The sequence below is a fragment of the Pseudomonas sp. B329 genome (genome assembly GCF_023127835.1).
Classification (GTDB): Bacteria; Pseudomonadota; Gammaproteobacteria; order Pseudomonadales; family Pseudomonadaceae; genus Aquipseudomonas; species Aquipseudomonas synxantha_A.
On sequence record NZ_SPKP01000032.1, the window covers coordinates 27368 to 45780 of the forward strand.

At 54.2% G+C, this 18413-nt stretch carries 21 protein-coding genes and 4 pseudogenes; 13 read left to right on the forward strand and 12 right to left on the reverse strand.

Annotation, left to right across the window (positions count from 1 at the left end; genetic code table 11):
- From E4P00_RS17890 to E4P00_RS17910, 5 genes and pseudogenes are all read right to left on the reverse strand, one after another.
- A pseudogene (locus E4P00_RS17890) lies at positions 1 to 369 on the reverse strand (site-specific integrase); the annotation flags it as partial.
- 51 nt (positions 370 to 420) lie between these two features.
- Positions 421 to 1755 (reverse strand): TolC family outer membrane protein, encoded by a 1335-nt coding sequence (locus tag E4P00_RS17895; RefSeq protein ID WP_248132342.1) that lies wholly within the window; start codon positions 1753 to 1755, stop codon positions 421 to 423.
- A 2-nt stretch (positions 1756 to 1757) separates the two neighbouring features.
- Positions 1758 to 3080, reverse strand: a complete 1323-nt coding sequence (locus E4P00_RS17900) for an HlyD family type I secretion periplasmic adaptor subunit (RefSeq protein ID WP_248132344.1) — start codon at positions 3078 to 3080, stop codon at positions 1758 to 1760.
- Complete coding sequence (locus E4P00_RS17905; protein WP_248132346.1) at positions 3077 to 4825, reverse strand: type I secretion system permease/ATPase; 1749 nt, start codon at positions 4823 to 4825, stop codon at positions 3077 to 3079. Before E4P00_RS17905 ends, E4P00_RS17900 begins: the two co-directional genes overlap by 4 nt.
- A gap of 272 nt (positions 4826 to 5097) precedes the next feature.
- A complete protein-coding gene (locus E4P00_RS17910) occupies positions 5098 to 6525 on the reverse strand; it encodes a hypothetical protein (protein WP_248132349.1) in 1428 nt (475 codons plus the stop codon).
- 397 nt (positions 6526 to 6922) lie between these two features.
- Between E4P00_RS17910 and E4P00_RS17915 the strand changes: the two genes are divergently transcribed.
- Positions 6923 to 7150 carry a hypothetical protein gene (locus tag E4P00_RS17915; protein WP_216091860.1) on the forward strand — a complete coding sequence of 76 codons (228 nt, stop codon included), beginning with the start codon at positions 6923 to 6925 and terminating at the stop codon, positions 7148 to 7150.
- A 45-nt stretch (positions 7151 to 7195) separates the two neighbouring features.
- Here E4P00_RS17915 and E4P00_RS17920 read toward each other — a convergent pair whose 3' ends face one another.
- Complete coding sequence (locus tag E4P00_RS17920; protein WP_216091861.1) at positions 7196 to 7399, reverse strand: hypothetical protein; 204 nt, start codon at positions 7397 to 7399, stop codon at positions 7196 to 7198.
- On the opposite strand from E4P00_RS17920, the gene E4P00_RS17925 reads away from it, so the two are divergent.
- On the forward strand, positions 7390 to 7635 hold the full coding sequence (locus E4P00_RS17925) for a hypothetical protein (RefSeq protein WP_248132351.1): 246 nt from the start codon (positions 7390 to 7392) through the stop codon (positions 7633 to 7635). The two genes, E4P00_RS17920 and E4P00_RS17925, sit on opposite strands and share 10 nt — an antisense overlap.
- A 110-nt stretch (positions 7636 to 7745) precedes the next feature.
- Here E4P00_RS17925 and E4P00_RS17930 read toward each other — a convergent pair.
- Positions 7746 to 8030, reverse strand: a pseudogene (locus E4P00_RS17930) (tyrosine-type recombinase/integrase); the annotation flags it as partial.
- 311 nt (positions 8031 to 8341) lie between these two features.
- Between E4P00_RS17930 and E4P00_RS17935 the strand changes: the two are divergent.
- Together E4P00_RS17935 and E4P00_RS17940 are read left to right on the forward strand one after the other, a co-directional pair.
- Positions 8342 to 10006, forward strand: a complete 1665-nt coding sequence (locus E4P00_RS17935; protein ID WP_216091863.1) for a colicin-like pore-forming protein — start codon at positions 8342 to 8344, stop codon at positions 10004 to 10006.
- Positions 10007 to 10083: 77 nt separating this feature from the next.
- Positions 10084 to 10644, forward strand: coding sequence for a hypothetical protein (locus E4P00_RS17940; RefSeq protein WP_216091864.1), 561 nt, complete (start codon positions 10084 to 10086; stop codon positions 10642 to 10644).
- 210 nt (positions 10645 to 10854) lie between these two features.
- Here the strand turns inward: E4P00_RS17940 and E4P00_RS17945 are convergent, their stop codons facing one another.
- From E4P00_RS17945 to E4P00_RS17965, 5 genes are all read right to left on the reverse strand, one after another.
- Entirely contained in the window at positions 10855 to 11814 is a 960-nt protein-coding gene (locus tag E4P00_RS17945) for a tyrosine-type recombinase/integrase (protein WP_248132353.1), read from the reverse strand.
- Positions 11799 to 12362, reverse strand: a complete 564-nt coding sequence (locus E4P00_RS17950) for a GNAT family N-acetyltransferase (RefSeq protein ID WP_248132355.1) — start codon at positions 12360 to 12362, stop codon at positions 11799 to 11801. The genes E4P00_RS17945 and E4P00_RS17950 overlap by 16 nt, the downstream gene beginning before the upstream one ends.
- A gap of 316 nt (positions 12363 to 12678) precedes the next feature.
- Positions 12679 to 13020 carry a type II toxin-antitoxin system RelE/ParE family toxin gene (locus tag E4P00_RS17955; protein WP_248132357.1) on the reverse strand — a complete coding sequence of 114 codons (342 nt, stop codon included), beginning with the start codon at positions 13018 to 13020 and terminating at the stop codon, positions 12679 to 12681.
- A 13-nt stretch (positions 13021 to 13033) separates the two neighbouring features.
- Positions 13034 to 13282: a type II toxin-antitoxin system Phd/YefM family antitoxin gene (locus tag E4P00_RS17960; protein WP_216091867.1), complete on the reverse strand. Its 249-nt coding sequence runs from the start codon at positions 13280 to 13282 to the stop codon at positions 13034 to 13036.
- A 195-nt stretch (positions 13283 to 13477) separates the two neighbouring features.
- A complete protein-coding gene (locus tag E4P00_RS17965; protein ID WP_248132359.1) occupies positions 13478 to 13813 on the reverse strand; it encodes a stability/partitioning determinant in 336 nt (111 codons plus the stop codon).
- A gap of 339 nt (positions 13814 to 14152) precedes the next feature.
- Between E4P00_RS17965 and E4P00_RS17970 the strand changes: the two genes are divergently transcribed.
- The 9 genes and pseudogenes from E4P00_RS17970 to E4P00_RS18010 all read left to right on the forward strand — a co-directional run.
- Positions 14153 to 14479, forward strand: coding sequence for a hypothetical protein (locus E4P00_RS17970; protein WP_248132361.1), 327 nt, complete (start codon positions 14153 to 14155; stop codon positions 14477 to 14479).
- A 352-nt stretch (positions 14480 to 14831) separates the two neighbouring features.
- Positions 14832 to 15179: a hypothetical protein gene (locus E4P00_RS17975; RefSeq protein ID WP_197880951.1), complete on the forward strand. Its 348-nt coding sequence runs from the start codon at positions 14832 to 14834 to the stop codon at positions 15177 to 15179.
- Between the two features lie 91 nt (positions 15180 to 15270).
- Entirely contained in the window at positions 15271 to 15600 is a 330-nt protein-coding gene (locus E4P00_RS17980) for a hypothetical protein (RefSeq protein ID WP_216091871.1), read from the forward strand.
- A gap of 16 nt (positions 15601 to 15616) precedes the next feature.
- On the forward strand, positions 15617 to 15823 hold the full coding sequence (locus tag E4P00_RS17985) for a hypothetical protein (protein ID WP_216091872.1): 207 nt from the start codon (positions 15617 to 15619) through the stop codon (positions 15821 to 15823).
- A 16-nt stretch (positions 15824 to 15839) separates the two neighbouring features.
- Entirely contained in the window at positions 15840 to 16442 is a 603-nt protein-coding gene (locus E4P00_RS17990; protein WP_248132363.1) for a hypothetical protein, read from the forward strand.
- A 272-nt stretch (positions 16443 to 16714) separates the two neighbouring features.
- Positions 16715 to 16870, forward strand: coding sequence for a hypothetical protein (locus tag E4P00_RS17995; protein ID WP_197880954.1), 156 nt, complete (start codon positions 16715 to 16717; stop codon positions 16868 to 16870).
- A 99-nt stretch (positions 16871 to 16969) separates the two neighbouring features.
- Positions 16970 to 17269: pseudogene (locus tag E4P00_RS18000) on the forward strand (DUF4158 domain-containing protein); the annotation flags it as partial.
- A gap of 421 nt (positions 17270 to 17690) precedes the next feature.
- Positions 17691 to 17945, forward strand: a complete 255-nt coding sequence (locus tag E4P00_RS18005) for a hypothetical protein (RefSeq protein WP_197880957.1) — start codon at positions 17691 to 17693, stop codon at positions 17943 to 17945.
- Positions 17933 to 18128 (forward strand): annotated as a pseudogene (locus E4P00_RS18010) (single-stranded-DNA-specific exonuclease RecJ); the annotation flags it as partial. The gene E4P00_RS18005 and the pseudogene E4P00_RS18010, both read left to right, overlap by 13 nt.
- Positions 18129 to 18413: the final 285 nt, after the last annotated feature.

An 18413-nucleotide genomic window follows, 5' to 3' on the forward strand; every position in this document is an offset into this window, starting at 1 on the left:
TAAACCGTGGTACAGCAGCACGGACAAGATTGCTCGATCGCGTACCCCCTTTAGTGTCCAGCCATCCGGCGCCGTTAGCAGTAATTTGGCTTGGTCATCACCGAGTGCCGGCGTCTTGCCTTCGTTGGTTTCAACCCGGGGCCGTTTGACCCCATGCACGGGGTTGCCCCCAGAGACGGCATTGTTCTCCAGGAGGTGATCAAACAGGCTCGCCAGAGCTGCCAGTTTGCGTCGAATGGTGGCCCCGGCCAGTCCCCGGGTTTCCAGCTGGGCGCGCCAGGCCAGGACGTGCCCGCGGGTCACTGCGCGGAATTCCTCGGCGCCGGTGCGGCCGACAAAGCTGCAGAAGTCTGCCAGGTCATTCTGGTATTCGGTTTCCCGACGCCTGACGTGAGGTCGAAGTCCCCGAACAGCTTAAATTCATAGGGCGGGACCAAAGGCCTCATCCACCTTGGCCAAGTCGGTGTAGCGCAGGCTGCCCGCGTAGTAATGCAATTTGATCCAGGCCATCAGGTAGTCGTAACGGGCCCGGGCCAGATCGCGACGGGTGTTGTGCAACTGCTGCTCGGCGTTGAGGACGTCGAGGTTGACCCGCTCGCCGCCGAGGATGCTCTGCTGGGTCGAAACCACCAGCGCTTCGGCGGAGGCCAGGGCCTTTTGATAGGCGCGCAGCTTGCTGACCCCCGACAGGCAGGCACTGAACTGGCGCCGCAGCTCGATCAGGGTTTCGCGGGTCTTGCCCTCCAATTCGTACTCGGCCTGCTCCATGGAACGGGCGGCCTGGCGGGTGGACGCCGAGACGCCGCCACCGGCATACAGCGGCACGCTGACTTCAATGCCGATGGTGTTGGTGTCGTAGCGCTGGTTGTAGGTGTTGCCGCTGTCGGACTCCTGCTGGCGCGAGTTGGCATACGCAGTGATCCGCGGCAAGTGCCCGGCGCGGTTGCGCTCCACCTCATAACGCGCCACTTCCACCGCCTGGCGCTGGGAGGCTAGGGTCGGGTTGTTGGTGATTGCCAGCTCATGCCAACTGTCGTAGTTGGCCGGTGTCAGGGTGAAGGCGGCAAAGTCCTGGTTCAACGGTGCCAGGTCGGCGATATCGACGCTGTGCACGCCGAGCAATGCCCCCAATTCGCGCAGCGACGCATCCTGCTCATCCAGGGCCTGGATCTCTTCGGCAGTGGCCAGCTCATACCGCGACTCCGCCTCCAGGATGTCGGTGCGCGTGCCCTCGCCTTGCTGGAACAGGTGCTGGTTCTGCTGGAACTGCTGCTCGAACGCCTTCTTCTTGGCCCGGGCAATCTTGATCTGGTCCTGGGCGAACAGGGCCTGGGTGTAATAGGTCAGTACCCGCACCAACAGCGCCTGGCTCTTGTCGCGGAAACTCTCGTCGGCAAACAGCGCCTGGGCCACGCCCTTGCGGTAGTTGGCATAGGCTTCGTAGTCGAACAGCGGCTGTTGCAGGGTGAAGGTCGAGCCGAAGCTGTTGTAGTTGCGGTCGTCGTGATAGTGACCACCACGGCCATCGGGCAGGTTGGCCTGGGAGTTGTTGCGGCCCTTGTTGTAGTTGTAGGACAGCCGGGGCAACAGGCCGGCGCGGCCAATGGTGCGGTTTTCCAGGCCGGCGTCACGCTCCTTGATCGCGCCGAGGAATACCGGATCATTACGCAGGGCTTGCTCATACACATCAAACGGTCCCATGGCGGCCTGGGCGCTGCTGCACGCAAGTAGCAAGGCAATGAACACTGGTTTCATGCTCATTCCTCGGTCAACGCCGAGCCGGCACGATCGAGCAGCGGCTTGAACAAATAATTGAGCAACGAACGCTCGCCGGTACGCACAAACATCTCGGCGGGCATGCCGGGCTTGATCACCAGGCCGTGGAGTTTTTCCAGGGCGTCGTCGCTGACCGTGGTGCGCAGCACGTAATACGGCGCCCCGGTCTTTTCGTCGAGCATCTGGTCGGCAGAGATCAAGCTCACTTCCCCCGGCACCCGTGGCGTACGGCTCTGGTTGAAAGCGGTGAACAGAATGTCCACCGGCAGATGAGTGCCGACCTTATCCACCAGGTTCACCGGCAAGCGCCCCTCCACTTCCAGGCGCGTGCCCTGGGGCACGATTTCCAGCAGGGTTTCCCCGGCCCGCACCACGGCACCTTCGGTGTGTACGCCAAGGTTGACGGCAATGCCATCGGCTGGGGCGTTGATTTCACTGTGTTGCAGGTCGAAACCGGCCGATGTCAGTTGTTGCTCCAGGGTCAGGCTGCGCAGTTGCGCGTCGGCCAACTGGCTGCGGACTTCCTTTTGATACTCCTCGCTGTGCTGTTGCAACTTGAGGCGTGATTCGAGAATGCCTTGCTCGATACGCCCACTTTCACCGGTGTTCTGCGCCAGGTCCTGCTGCACCTGGAACAGTTGGCGCTGGTATTCCAGCAAGCGGTTGCGCGGGATATAGCCGTTGTCTGCCAAAGGTTGCAGATTGCTCAGTTGGTCACGCAGCGATTGCGCCTGGGCGTTCAAGTCCGTGCGCGCACGGCGCATACCATTGAGCTGGGCGCTGGCTCCTTCGATACTGGCGCGGATCCCGGCCTGTTCGCGGGCAAAGGCTTCACGCCGGCTGCTGAACAACTGGCGCTGGCCCTCCAGCACCAAGGCCAGCGCAGGATCGGGGCTAGCGCTCAGTTCGGCGGGAAACATCACCGAAGGCAAGCTGTCGCGCTCGCTCTGCCAGCGGGCAACACTGGCCCAGGCCATGCGGTACTGGGCTTGCAGGGAATGCACGTCGGCCTGGCTTTGGGTCTGGTCGAGGCGAAACAACGGCTGGCCTTGCTTGACCACCTCGCCTTCGCGCACCAGGATCCGGCTGACCACGCCAGGGCTCAGGGTTTGCACGGCCTTGCGTTTGCCGGACACCACCACCGTACCCTGCACCGGGATACCCTGGTCCAGGGGCGCCAGGCTGGCCCAGAGGAAGAATCCCCCGGCACCAACCACCGTCATCAGCCAGCCCAGGCGGGAGAAAAAACGCGCATCGCGCTCGGGAAAGGTCTGTTCGTTTGGCAGGCTGTTATCGGTGCTCATTGGCCTGGATTCCTTGCCGCAGGGTATTGGCGGTTGAGGCTGACGCCGGCCTTTTCACGGGGTTGTTCCGGTTGCCCGGACAGCGCTCGCAGCACCTCTTGGCTGGGGCCGAACGCTTGCAGGCGGCCCTCGTTGAGCACTAGCAGTTTGTCGGCCTGGGCCAGCGCCGAAGAGCGGTGGGTCACCAGGATCACGCTGCTGCCCTGGGCTTTCATCTGCATGATGGCGCTGGCCAAAGCGGCCTCGCCCACGGTATCGAGGTTGGAGTTGGGTTCGTCGAGCACGATCAGGCGCGGCCCGCCATACAGTGCGCGGGCCAGGGCCACCCGTTGTTTCTGCCCGCCGGACAGGCCGCTGCCGTCGTCGCCCAACACCGTGTCATAGCCCTGGGGCAAGCGCAGGATCAAGTCATGCACACCGGCTTGCTGGGCAGCCTGCACCACCTGCTCGGGGTCAGCCTGGCGAAAGCGTGCGATGTTATCGGCGATGCTGCCGCTGAACAGTTCGATGTCTTGGGGCAAGTAACCGACGTGCGGACCGAGGTCGTCGCGGTCCCAGCGATGAATGTCGGCACCGTCCAGGCGCACCGTACCAGCCAGGGTCGGCCATACGCCCACCAGCACCCTCGCCAGGGTCGACTTGCCAGAACCGGAGGCCCCCAGCACGCCCAGTACTTCGCCGGCCTCCAGGTTGAAACTGACCTGATGCAAGGTCACCACCCGACGCCCCGGAGGCCCGGCGCTGACCTGCTCGAAACTCACCTGCCCCTTGGGCGCCGGCAATGCCATGGCCTGCGCCCCAGGCGGGAACTCCTGCAACAGCTCATCGAGGCGTTGATAGGCCAGCTTGGCCGAACTCCATTGCTTCCACACGGCGATCAACTGATCAATCGGGCTCAGCACCCGCCCCATCAGAATGGTGCCGGCAATCATCATCCCGGCCGTCATCTGACCCTTGATCACCAACAAGGCGCCCAAGCCCAGCACGAGGGATTGCAGGAGCAGACGCAGGGATTTGCTCAAGGAACTGATCACCGAACCGGTGTCGCTTGCCCGGTTTTGCAGGCCGAGGAATTGCGAATGCACATGGAACCAGCGGCTGCGCAGCGCCCCCAGCATGCCCATGGCCTGGATGGTCTCGGCATTGTGCAAATGACTGGTGGCCAGTTGGGTGGACTGCTGGGAATAACCGCTGGCTTCGCGTAATGGTTTTTTGGTCAGGTATTCGTTAAGGCACGCCAGGCCGATCAACAGCACCGCACCCGCCGTGGCCAGCACTCCCAGCCACACGTTGAACAGGAAGATCACCAGCAAGTAGATCGGGAACCACGGCGCATCGAAGAACGCAAACAACGCCGGCCCCGTGAGGAACTGGCGGATATGGGTCAAATCCCCGAGCGATTGCCCGGCGTGCCCCTCACCCCGTTGCAGGTTGCGTTCGAAGGCGGCCTTGTACACCTGCAGGTTGAACCGCCGCTCCAACTGGCTGCCGATACGGATCACGATAAAGCTGCGGACGATTTCCAGGGTGCCGATAAAAGCAAAGAAGCCCACCACCATCAGGGTCAGCATGACCAGGGTGGTTTCGTTCTGTGATGACAGCACCCGGTCATACACTTGCAGCATGTATATGGAAGGCACCAGCATCAGCAGATTGATCAGCGCGGTAAAACAGCCGACGCTGATCAGGATGTTTTTGTAAGTACCTAGTACTCGGAAGAGCGCTCCTGCTTTTGTTGTATACATTATTGCGACCCTCTGACATCTTTAAAACGATTAAGCAGGTGCTAGATTCAATCACTCTCCTTGGCCGACGTGCTAAATGGCAGGGTGCAAGCCGCAAAGAAAGTATCCGATACTCTGTTAAAATACACATCAACTACGCTTCGCAGGGGGCTCACCCCGTATCATACTTGGCTCAATCTAGAGTTAGAAACGCCTTACCAACTGAGGCTATGCCAAGCAAAAACCTGCTCGCCGTATAAGGCGAGCAGGAAATAAGCGTTTAGTGCTAAAAATCAAGAAAGCTCAGCGCTCGGCTGGCCAACAGTTGGGATCTCGTTAACTAGATAAGTAGTCATAAGGCCTTTATGATCGGACATTGCCGAAGTCGGGTTAGAACTGAGATCGTAACTATTGCTGGACGCTTGCGTAATCAATCCATCCTTAACGAAGTATTGATTACTTCCAACGACTGTGGCCTTAATGGAGGTTAAATCGATTTTATTGCCATCTTGGCTATAAGTCATGTCTATTCGGTCCCGGTCGTCCACTGTGGGCGCCCAAGATTTATTACCTGTCTCGTAAGCTGGCCCACCCCAAGTATGCCCAGGGTCTTTCACGGGATCGGGGTGCACCTCACGAAAGCTATCGGTGTAACCCTTATCTATCAATGCCTTGCTGGTATCCCACTCATACACCACACCATTGCGGTCATTTGCATTTTTATTCGAAGCTATCCAATCCAGATGTGAGGGTTCGTTGAAGTCTCCAGAAACAATATGCGCTAAATCTTTGTAAGGGCCATTCGCGTGAGCATTCAAAACGTTGTTTATAGCTTCTGTTCGCCCGGATGCGAGATTGACCGCCTTGATAACAGATGTATCCGTCGTTATTTGATTGGGGGTTGGGCCATCACCTGATACCCCTCTTGGCAAATAGGCCGCGTACTTAAGATCGTTGGTATGGATGGTGTCGAGGTGAATATCGCGGGAAGAAATTGCTCCGTCTCTGTCATAGTCAATAACTAAGCTGCTCCCCCCTGCTGCGCCATTCGGCTTTTCGTCCATAATTTTATATTTTGAAATAGTACCGGTACCACCATGAAGAGTATAACTATATACATCATCACCCAGCTTGGAGTTCATATAGTTCGTAATATCTTTGAGTCTTTCATGGTCTCCTATAACAAGACCTTCTACTGGCACGTTCTGAAACTCGCGAACGCCGGCGTTAGAAAGTGCCTTATTAAATTCATATTCAAGCGCTGACCCAATCGATTTTTTCGTCCCAACATCCTCTAAAATCGAGACAAGCGAGGATATGCCTGGCTTCACTGCTCCACCTACCACATCGCCAAAAGCTTCAGCAGCTGTATCTAATTTTGACTTCGCCGCTCCAATAACTAGTGATTTTGCGGTGGAGACAATTGGAATATCTGGGATTAGGTTTATAATGCTGCCAAACAGAGAACCAAAAAAATCTGTCGGCACCGAAGCTACTTCTTTAACTTTAGCACTGACGAGTGTCTCGATACGTTCAGGTGCGGTTCTTAACAATCCTGACGACAGCATGCTGTCGTTAAACTCAGGAAGTACATTGATATCAGCATTTTTTTCAAGTAGCTCATTCCCAATCAGCTCTATTTGCTTCTCATAGGGCAGCTGTATCTTCCTACCGCCAACAAAACTATTGAGGTTGTAAACTGATAGTTCTTTGCTAATCATACTCGACTCCGTAAGGGAATATCATCTGAATATTTCATATCAGCACCTTATGCCTCGATGTCGGTAGCTTCAGCTAGGCAGGAAGACTTTTAGACTAAAAATCTCATACTTTCGATAGAAGATAACTTCGGCTTAAGGTCGTCAGAGGCTAGTTTTGACATGGGTTTTTTGTATGTAGGAAATTTCCTACGTGAACGATCCCCATGATTTGCCATTCACTTGATGCTTGGGTTACCGGCTGTATGCGCGGTCTGGTCAGCCAACGGGGATTACCGATGGGCGACGCATGATGCGCTGTACAAGGAGGCGACCGAGGCCCTGGAGCAATGGCAGAGCCCGCCCGAGGGGTAGCCCACCGACTACCAATAACAAACCGAAAGGAACCCAGTTCCAATTTATGTTGCCTGAACCATCGCAAGAGCAGGCGCCTGTCTCGACCTTGGCGCAATCCTTAGAGCTGCTGAGCCAGGCGATTGCACCCAAGTGGGCAAGGATGGATCCTGATTTTGTGGTCGAATTTGTGCGCGAGCAAAGCGGCTTCGATGCGGATCTGATTGAAAGCATGCTTCAGTTCGCTATTGAGGCCGCCCGCCTCAAGTTTGCCGCGCCCAGCGCCGAAGGGTAGCCCGCCGCACTTCGAATCGTAGCCCGCTACCGCCTGGAAGACGGCCTAGAAGCCTGGTGTCAGCGCTGGGAACTGCTGGGCCACACCGTGCGCTGTCAGCATTGCCACGCCATGCAGCTGGCCAGCAAATACCCACAATCGTTCAGCCACGGCGAAGGCTGCGCCAATACCGGCGATTTTGCCCAGCACCCTTGGCGCGACCTTGCCCAGTTGCTCGATCCACTGCCCGAGATGACGTCGTGAGTGCATCTGATCGCTTGGACGCTATCGACCTGCCGCCTTTGATTCGCCGTGCTGTCGATCAGTACCGGGCGCGCATCGAGCGTGCCCAGGACCTGGCACAACTCGCCCTGGCCCAAGAGCGCGCCGGGGGCTTTGTCGAAGGCGTGGACGCAGCGCGTGCGTTGACCCCGGCCACTGTCGAAACACTGTCGATCAGCCTGGACGATGCTGTAACGGCGCGTCATGAGATACTGGAGGCATGAATGCTTCCGTTGTAATGGGGGGGGTATCGGTAAAGTGCTTACTGACTCACCCCCAAACAGCCTTAATGGGCAGTAAGCACTTTACCGATACCCCTCTGAGCCCCCCCTGTTCAATACTTCACTTTATACGTCGGGGAATCCTCCGGCCGCTGGCCACGTCGGTCATACAGCCGAGTCGTACTGATATTGGCGTGGCCCAGCCATACCTGAACCTTGGCGATATCGGCGTCATGCTCCAGGGCATTGGTCGCGGCCGTGGCCCGCAATCCATGCACACCCAGCCCGTCTACATGAATACCCGCCGCCTTGGCCCATTGCGCAACTACCTTATAGATGCCGTCAGCGCAAATGCCGGCGCCGGTGGTACAGCCGCGGATCGAGCGGAACAGCGGGCCATCATACGGCTGTGTCGTTTGATATTCCCGATCCCAGCCGAGTCAGCGGCGAATGGACGCAATAAGGTGTTTCAAATTTTCGCTTGATAATGAATATCATTTACGCATAATTATATGCGTAAATGCATAAAATTCATTGCGCCGAGTACTGTGTGTATATACAGTTATTTTTGTGCTCAGACCTCACCTACTGAAGCATCATTTCTTTGGAGGTAGCCAGAGCGCAAAACCAATCATATTGATGTGATGCCGTTTTTCATTGACCGCCACAGGCAGCATCTGATGCGCTGAAACCACTATGGAGATTAAACATGTCAAACGCAGGAAGATACTTAGGTCCAAATATCCGAACCGGTGCGAACTCGTATAGACTCGCCCCTATACACATTAATGTTCCTCGTCTTGAACGTCTAACTCACGTCGGGCGCGTCAGCGAAGGCATCAATGATGAGTACCGACGTGGCACAAGTTTAGGTTCGGGAAAGCTCAGTCCAATTACGCCCTTTATCTGGGAAGATTTTGTTGGAGAACATAGGCATAAAAAATCATTAATTGATGCGGCTTACGCACCCATTTTCAAAGGATTGCAGGAAAGAACCATAAACGAAATTGAAAAACATAAAGAATTTGCAAAGACAGGGCAAGCTCTCAGCGCTCTTAATGCCGCGCAAAAGGATTTGGAAACTACGGTAAAGTCGCTTGAGGAAAAAGAAATTGAGTTTGAGTCGAAAGCTACTGAGGCTTACTCGCTGTACGGGCTGTACCCACTCTACTTGATGGTTGATTTACCGTTTCGCAAAATCTACGACGGCGTTCACAAAGGAGCAGACGGTTTCTTCCAATCTCTTATCGAAATCGACGTAGCGTATAAAGCGGCGCTAGAGCAAAAGCGAATTTCCCTTGAAAGGAATATTTTGGCGAACCAGCTCCCAGAGCTTGCGCAAAAAATTAACCAACAAGAGAACGCCTCACCGAATGATCCTGGGCGCGTCGCATCATGGGCATCGAATAAGTTATCTGTCCTCAATATAGAAAAAAACGTACGTCTCGGGTTATTGGCATATTTTCATCAAGAGGCGATTGTTAAAGCGGCAGGCAATCTGGACAGCTTAACACGCGCTCAAGCGCTCGAACGATATGTGGTGGCTATAGATCACACCATTTCGACCGAAAAGTCGGCAATTGGGCCATATCAGCAAGTAAACAATAATATCAAATCACCGTTGAGTAAACCTGAACTGGAAGCCTTATATGCGTTGATTGAGTTGCAGAAAAATAAATCAACGGGACCGCGTTGGTTGGACTATCATACTTCGCTTCTTCACTCAGAATCAGTACGTCAATTAACAGAGACGTCGAATGCGTTTAAAGGCATGGTTGCCCGTGCTAAAGAAGCAGAAGCGAAGCAAGCGGCGGACCAGCAAAAACAAGATTATTTGGACGGTTTAAGCTTTGTGGCTGACGCCAACGAGAAGGCACTTCAAAAGTATGGTGCAAACCTGAGCGGTATTGCCAAAGCTCTTCAATCTAATGTCAGCGGTAAAAATATCCGCAGCTACACTCAAGCCATGGCAACCTTCGAAAAAGTCACGTTGAACCAAAAAACATGGTTGTCCCATCCAGATCGTCAGGCAGTCGTGAATGCGCTTAATGCGTTTGGTAAAGAAACCTTTGCGGACAATGTTACGCGATTAGGGAAAGCGTTTGGAGTTGTAGGTAAAATTGTGCAGGCGGAAAAAATCTATAACCACACTGTGCATGGCTTTTTAACTGGAGACTTTAAGCCTCTTATGTTGGAGCTTGAGGCTATGGCACTTGGTATTGGTGTAGGTGCTGTATTGGCTGTCGTCACAGCGTTTTTCTTTCCAGTGTTTGTTACTACAACTATGGGTGCAGTCGTGGTATCTGTTATGATGGCTAGTGCTGCTGCGTATATCGATGCGGAAAAGGTGGATCAAATCAACAACCTCCTATAGCGTGAATACCAAAAACAAGCCAGGCAAACCTGGCTTGATTTAAACCCTCATAAATACACCAAAAGAGTATTGACTCTATGAGCGTAAAAACTAAGCAAATCATACCAATGCCGTACTTTTTTATAGCTCTCACATTAATTCCAGTGTATTTGATTGTATTGTTACTGCCAGCACAGGCGGATACTTCTACTTATATAGAATTAAATAATTTCTTAGATACTTATTTGCTCGGGCAGGTTGGCTTTTGGTCGTCAAATTTCCCTTTGAGCTCAAAAGTTGTGACTAATTACATTGGTATTTTTGGACCTTTTTTTGCTTTTGTTTTTTTTATAAAAGTTTACAAAGGTTTGGTAATGGATCCTGATCAATACAAAAATCATACTTTTTTTAAATATTTCTTTGCTGCATTAGTTATGATTGGCTTAGTTTTGTTTTTGATATATATCAACTATATCGGTTCGGTGGATTTAGGGTCGCATACCAGAAAGTGGCGTTTTTTTGGTTCAAATGTCTTTACGTATGCTTTGTTTTCATCAGGCATGCTTTTGAGTTTATATGGAATGACCTTGTTCTGCTACTCGGGTTTTTTTTATCTTCCACGTATTTTAGTGAAGCGGTGGAGAAATAATAAAGATTAATACTTTATCGATAACTTAACTATTTCAAAGCTTATTGGTTTTTTTAGTCTGATCGGACTTGGTTTGGCTGTGTTACGTGACCGATAAAGCTTGAAAAAATGGTCTGCCTGAGATTACCGGACTGTCTAAGCGACCCCAGTCCTGATGGTGTCCTCTTATATCTGCGGTCCAGGGGGATACCTGGTCGCCGGAGGCAGACTTTCCAGCAGCTCAGTATTTCACCTTGTACGTCGGCGAGTCCTCCGGCCGTTGGCCACGTCGGTCATAAAGGCGCGTCGTGCTGATATTGGCGTGCCCCAGCCATACCTGAACCTTGGCGATATCGGCGTCATGCTCCAGGGCATTGGTCGCGGCCGTGGCCCGCAAGCCATGCACGCCCAGCCCGTCGACGTGAATACCTGCCGCCTTGGCCCATTGCGCAACCACCTTATAGATCCCGTCAGCGCAAATGCCGGCGCCGGTGGTGCGGCCGCGGATCGAGCGGAACAACGGACTATTGCCGGGTTCGCGTTGACTGTCGCGCTCCAGGTACTCATGGATCTTCTCAGCCGCGACCGGGTGCAGCGGTAAATAGCGGGTTTTGCCGCCCTTCCCTCTCACCTGCAGATGCTTGATCCCGCGCCGGTCCTGCAGGTCGCCCGTCATCAGCTGCGCTGCTTCCTCACGGCGCAAACCGTGGTACAGCAGCACGGCCAAGATTGCGCGATCCCGCACACCCTTTAGCGTCCACCCATCCGGCGCCTGCAGCAGCAATTTAGCCTGGTCGTCCCCGAGTGCCGGCGTCTTGCCTTCGTTGGTTTCGACCCTCGGCCGTTTGACCCCGTGCACGGGGTTTCCCCCAGAGACGGCATTGTTCTCCAGGAGGTGATCAAACAGGCTCGCCAGCGCTGCCAGTTTGCGTCGAATGGTGGCCCCGGCCAGGCCCCGGGTTTCCAACTGGGCGCGCCAGGCCAGGACGTGCCCGCGGGTCACTGCGCGAAATTCTTCGGCGCCGGTGAGGCCGACAAAACTGCAGAAGTCCGCCAGGTCGATTTGGTACGCGCGGCGGGTGCGTGGGTTGTCGATATTGGCGAACCATTCCGCCGCTGCCGGCACGCTGGCCAACTGCTGGAATTCGGCGGCGGATAGACGGCGCTCTCCGTCTACGTGGGGGATCAGTCCTTGAGGCATGGGCCGTACTCCGCTTCCATTTTGGCTTTAATGGCCGGCCATTCCGGGGAGGCTTTCAGTTCCCGAATCAAACGCTCGTGTTCCGGCTCCGGCACCAGGTGCTGCCAGCGTTGCTGTTCTTGCGCCATTTGCTCAACGCCGCGGAGCTCGGCGCCAATCGCGGCGCCGGCCGCCGAGATTCGCCGGCGCGCTCGCTCCCAAAATCCATCGGACGAGGTGTACTGAGTCAGCGGCACAATCGGCACTTGGTACGCGCACCACAACTGCCACAGCACGGCCATGCCAATCCCCTGCCGCTGAAACTCAGGCCGAATGTCGAGCATGTTGATATACAGCCGATCGCCCAGAGGGTTGATGCCGTAATCAACATGACCCACGTGCTGGCCGCTGACCTCGATGTCGTCCAGGTAGTCGGTACCGGGAAACACAAAGTTGCCGCGTGGGGATTCCTGCCGGCGATTGACCAGGTGTACGCGCCCTGCTCGCTCATTCAGATTTTTTGCAGCGCGTCTATGAAAAAAGTCACGCATCGGTTCAAAAATCGACATACGGCCACCCCTGCTGAAAAGTCGTGATAACGTATTTTATCACGACATATTGGGGTTGCGGACTGGACACCTATATCAGTCATACCGTGATTAATAACTTGATTATGTCCACACTATGACTGATAGATAAAAATTAGTTTTTTGGCCACGCACAGCACCGCCCTCCCCTCGTGTCCTTCACCTTGCGGTTGATGACTCGTGGAAAATGGCGAGCGTGTTTGATTTTGGCGAAGCGTGTTGATAAATCCCCTTCCCGGGCGTGGAGCTGATGAAGTGCCTACACATCACCGCGGAAGGTTTGCACTAACAATCGTGATTACGTATGCAGTAGACAGTGACGAACCAGTGCCTTTTCGACGCTTTGTTTATCCCGCAGCACCAGGGCAACGACAATCGCCTGGTCCGCCTCCACGATCTCGTAGAACACCCGGTATCCATCGGTGTTGAGTTCGCGGTAATGCAGGATGCCCAGCTCGCTGGCTTGAGAGCTGATTGGGTAGCCCAACGGGGTGAATATAAGCTTTTTCCGAAGGACGTCGATCACAGTGTCTAGCCGATGAAGGGCGTAGTCGAGGCTGTGATACTCGGCCAGATGCTCGACCTGGTCTTCGATGCTCTGTTGTGCAATTTCGGTGTAGCGGATTGTCAGTGTTGTCATTTAGATCTCCATTTTATTTGTGGGCAAACCTCCTGCTCATGCGGGCTTTCAGCTCATCAGTCGAACAATGCTTGCCTTGGGCATACTGGCGAGAGCTCATGGCCAGTAATTTCACCAGGGCTACCGTTTCATCGCGGCGCTTATGCTCGGCATAAGACTCCACAACGTATGCTGGTACACCGTTTTGCGTGACAACCATTGGCTCATCTAGAGGCAGGTCGGATGCGTATTTTTTTAAAAAGCTAACTGTTTCAACTCGCATGAGTGAAACCTCCTACTTGTGACGCCGCCATCTGCAGCGCCTCTCAACTTGGATGTACCCTGGGCCAAGACGCAGCTCAGAATTCCTAACGCTTAGTATGCAGAGCGACAAATGCCCTGCCGAACCTATTATACACCAAATTAAGTCTATAAAAAGACCGATTAGCGACATTGTCGTATATGAAGGTGTCAAGCCTTAATTATCTCCTTTTTTCGTCGCCAGCTCTCGCATCAAGGCTGCCAATGCACGTTTGAGCGTTTCGCCTAATGGCTGATCGATCACGTCAGCTACGCGGTACAGCTCATCCTTGGTTTCCTGTTCACCTTTAATGTTGATCTGAACGTTGCGTCCAGTTTTGAAACGGCGCCTCGACCGCTCCACAGGAACAGGTAAAGGGTCAGCCTGGCGCCCAACAAACCCAAGCTCATTCGCCATCTGCTCAACTTCTGCGTTGCTTTGCTTGGTCTTTTGCTCGGTGAAGGCTTTAGGCTCAAAACTTTTCAAGCTATCGAGTGGATCTACGCGGCTCATGATGCGCTCCCTTCCTGGGAATCGGTGGTGATTCTAGCGATCAGCTCCCGTGCGAAGGCCTCAGCGTTCTCTATAGCCTTGCCGACATTAGACACTTCCTCTTGGGGCAGCAGTTCAAGCGGTAGACGGTATGAAAACGTGAAGGAACCTGCCCCCGATAGACTGAGGGGCCTGCAACCAACCCGGAGCCCTATATGTATCGTGCCTTGGCACGACGTACCGAGTGATCGAGCGGGAGTTGGGTGAGGTATGCGGAATCTGGTCGGTGTCGTGGCTATAATCTGAATTGAGGCGACTCATTCCCGCGTTACGCGACGCAAACTGATCAAGGATTGACCTATGAAGATGCAGTCGTTGGTGCTTGCCGTTCTTCTTTCATTAAATGCGGCTGCGGCAGTGGCTCAATCGGACATACCGCCACCTCCCCCAGAGTTGGACAGTCTTCCACCACCGCCTCCACCTGAGCTTGCGCCGGCCGACTCAAACATATTCGACAACGTGAGCCGTGGGTACGATCACTTTGAGCCAATCCAAGAGTCCCATGACTTTGGACCGGAGCTCGACAACGACAGAGGTGAGGTTGAGATACTTACTTTGGACCAAATTCCGCAGGACATGATTGATGCTGCTGAGAATCCTACTGGAGTACCCGACCGCGATGAGTAACTGTTAAGGGAAAACGCCATGGAATCCAACGCACGCCGGATCAACGCTGTAATGCCGCTGGTGAACCTCGACGGGCGCACCTACACCGGGTGGATTTGTGGTCTTTGGTGAACCCTCCTAGCTTGTTCTACCGGGACCGTGGCGGGTACGAGTCAAGGCGCGTTATGCGCCCAGGTCCGAAGCTGGAAAAGGTTAAAGCCATGCTGATCGAGGCCGCTAAAGCCACTGACCAGCGCGACATGCGCAGTTAGAAGGGAAAGTCGCTGTACCACCAAGCCCAGCCGTCAAACGTTGGGCAAGGTCAGTAGAGGCACACCGGGATAGCTGGAGTGCGCAGTGAGGGAAATCAACGATGAAAATCACACTGAACTCAATGCTTCTTGCGGTATATATCGCCGCAGCTCCGATGGCGGCGGTGGCTAGCGACTTGCCAACGCCATCAACAGAAAAGGAAATGGCGGATCAGCTTGTTTCATGGTCTGCCGGCTTCTGTAAGGCTATGGAAGAAAAGCAAGGCATGGACTTCGTGGCGTGCTTCAAGCGCGTTACCGACAAGGCAATAGCTGGCCTTGAACAAGAGTCACAAGTACAGACTAATGCTTATCAAAAAATGCACACAGGGGAGGGCGAAAGCGGTGGTGGGGTTCCGCCCGGACCATCTGATGTGCCTAAAGGATTTGGCACATATCCGGGCAAGTAGGAAAAAGCTCAGCTGCACCCTAAAGCCCTGGCCTAAAAACCGGGGCCGAGGACGTAGAAAAGTCCTTTCCCCAATAGGCAGGAGTTTCAAGATGCAGCACGTAGGCGATTTGATTGTTACCGATACGAAAGAGACTTCTGGTCTAGTTACTGGCACCACTTACGTGCGCGCTGGCGGGGTTTTGATTGCCCGTGGACAGCTTTCAGGCGGGTTAATTATCGAAGCTGGCGGCCACGCCATCGTCCATGGCCAGGTTTCTCGCAACGTGTTGAATCAGGGGACGCTTGAACTGCTAGGCCAGGTGTCAGGCAAGGTTATTGGGAATCCGCCGATCAACCCAGTAAAGCCGGTTCAAATCGTCGGTACTGATCTTGAGGTTCAGTTTCGTGGCAAGACCACCTCATGGACGTACACCGGGTAGTTCGAGGAATTCACCCATGAGTAACGAACAAGAGGAACCCAGTCTGAAAGCGGAATTGGAGCAGCGTTTCGCGCTGGAGGAAGTTTTCGCAGCAGGTCAGGGCGTAGTTACTATTTCGCCTGATATGACCGATCAGCAAATGCTTGTCCTCATCAAATCCGCCTTTCTCTGGAACAGGGGCAAAGCGTTCAAAGTTGTACCTCCAGCTTACAAGCCCGAGTAGAAGGGAAAAGAAAGCTATGAAACGGATTTTTGCATCAACGTTCGTCCTCACTCTTGCAGCTCTTTTGAGTGCATGCGCAATCCCATACGAAACCCCGGAAGCACGCGCCAATATAGAACGCGATCTGAAGCTCAACTCAGATGATATCGTCTCCATATCGCAAATCAATTGGTGTTTATTTCCCTATGGTGATCTGAACGTGTGCCAGCCTAGGAACGGCCTGGGTGTAGTGACCAAGACCAATCTAGTACTAGCATATTTTAAAGGCGGCATGTATGAGAGCGCTGTAGTCATCAACACCAGCGACATTCAATGTGCACACATGCAAAATGGAAGAACCGAGGCCGGTGATTTTTACGTATTCACTGAGCCTTATGCCGCACTGCTGAGGTTAGTCCCCATAACTGGTGCCTTAGCACTCGAAAAGAAGGACCAGTTTCTGAGTGTACTGGCACCTCCAAGCACTGAAACCTTCACGGGTGTGCAAGGGAATTTTATTCAGGATACAGGGCGTAAGAATTATTCTGCTTTGGCTGTACCAGGAGGAAGCTATGTGGGGACTAGCAAGAGCACTATGCAGATTATTAATCCGTGCACGAAGGGAAGAACTGCACAATGACTATCGAAACACATCGCGACTATCCGCAACCCATAACGTGGGATCAACCTCGACGACGCACCTGTTTCCGTTGCCCCTCCTGGCCCGCTCATGTCACAGCCACCCCGATTGATTGGCGTGCGAGTGTTCGGTAGACGGTCGGCCTTGATATGGAAAACAGCATGCAAATCAAAGTGAGAGAGGGGGACGTGTTCCCGCTAAATCGGTCGCAACAGGTCTGGTGGGGAGATAGCCCGGAGGTGATGCAGGTTGCTCGTTTTGCGGGTCAGTAAATGATGGCCATCACCGATGATGCAGGGGCTTTCGAGTTGGATTACTTGGGCCATATCGGCAGCGGATTTGCCAGCATCGAGGACGCAAAATCAGCCGCGCCGGAGTTCGCTCGCGCTGTGCTGGAGCGCCTGCGCAATCTCATTCAAGACGTGTAGGGAAACGCCCAGGTACGCCTAAGCCCAGCCATCGAGCTGGGCTGCGGCAGTAGAGAGGGATGCTATTCGCTACCCAGGATTTAGCAGGAAAAATCCGATCTGGTCGAACTACAAACGGTATACGGTTTCCAGTCCTTCACCATGAGGCATTACCGGCAAGTCGCTCAATGACTGACTGAACTGGCCATGCAAACCGACAAAGGCATTGTATTGGTCAACGCTTTGATTGAGCGCCTACGACAGCAGTCGATCATTCTGCCGGCTCTCAACGCCGTTGAACGGGTAGGCGCCGAAGCGGCCACCCGCGCTAACCGTCGTATCCACGAAGCGCTGTCCGAGCCGTTATCGAACGTGCATCGACGTCGCCTTGATGATCTGTTGAAGCGTCGAGACAACGGAAACCGCCACAATGAGCTGGAGCGAAACCGCTGAAGCCAACCGCCTGCGCAAACTTGCCGAGCTGCAAGAAAACTTGGAGCTAGCCGTGCAGGCGCGGAGAGCTGATGTTGGTGGAGCGGTTGCTGCGGACGCCCCACATAAAACAACACCGGCTCGGGGCCGGTGTCAGGTGTCAGGTGTCAGGTGTCAGGTGTCAGGTGTCAGGTGAATACTGTATCTGTACAAATTTTGCGATGACCTGCGCGCTCAGATCGATTGAGTAGTTCATTTGTACTATTGTCTGAAAATAAAAGTTCGCAGAATGTAGTCTACACCTATTCCAATAGGTATGAGTCTGCAAGCTCAACTCAAGATATATAAAATTTGACATAGAGAATTATCAATGTAATTCGACCTGAAAAAACCAAGAGGACTGAATGAGATGAAAAAAGTTTCCACGCTTGACCTGTTTTTCGTTGCGATCATGGGTACTTCGCCGGCTGCTTTCGCCGCCGACCTGATCGACGTGTCCAAACTTCCCGGCAAAGTTGCCCAAGGCGCGCCCGCGCCGGTTAGCCTGCAAGCGGAGTACGGTAGCGACTACGGTCCGCTGATCGCCTGCAGCTCCTCGAAGACATCCACGGTCCGAGGGGTGGACGACGTGGGGGATAGCTGCACATCCACGGTCCGAGGTTGAACGCGGCGGGACGGCTCGACGATATGTCCCTGGGGATCGAGTGTCTGCTCTGCGAGGATCAGGCGCTCGCCCGCGACATGGCTGTACGCTCGATCAGTTGAACCAGGAGCGCACAAGGCCATTGAGCAGGGAATTCAGCGTGAAGCGCATGCGCAGCTCAAGGAACTGTCTGTGGGGCAGATGCTCAGACGACAGCGCAGCAGTCCACGGAAAAATCGATTATGTATGTATCCGGCTGGTCGCTAAGCGACGGTGAGGATGGGCAGAACGGCTGCCTGTAACACGATAGTAAGAAACAGTTGCAGGAGCGCCCAAGCCCCCGTCATAACGCTGGGCCTCGTCAGTAGGAAGGACACCGATTGTACAACGACTTCGCTCACGCCGATGTACAGCCGATCATCTCTCAACCACAACACTGAACTGGCCTAATGAATTTGGACACATCAATAGGGCGCTATGATGGCGCCC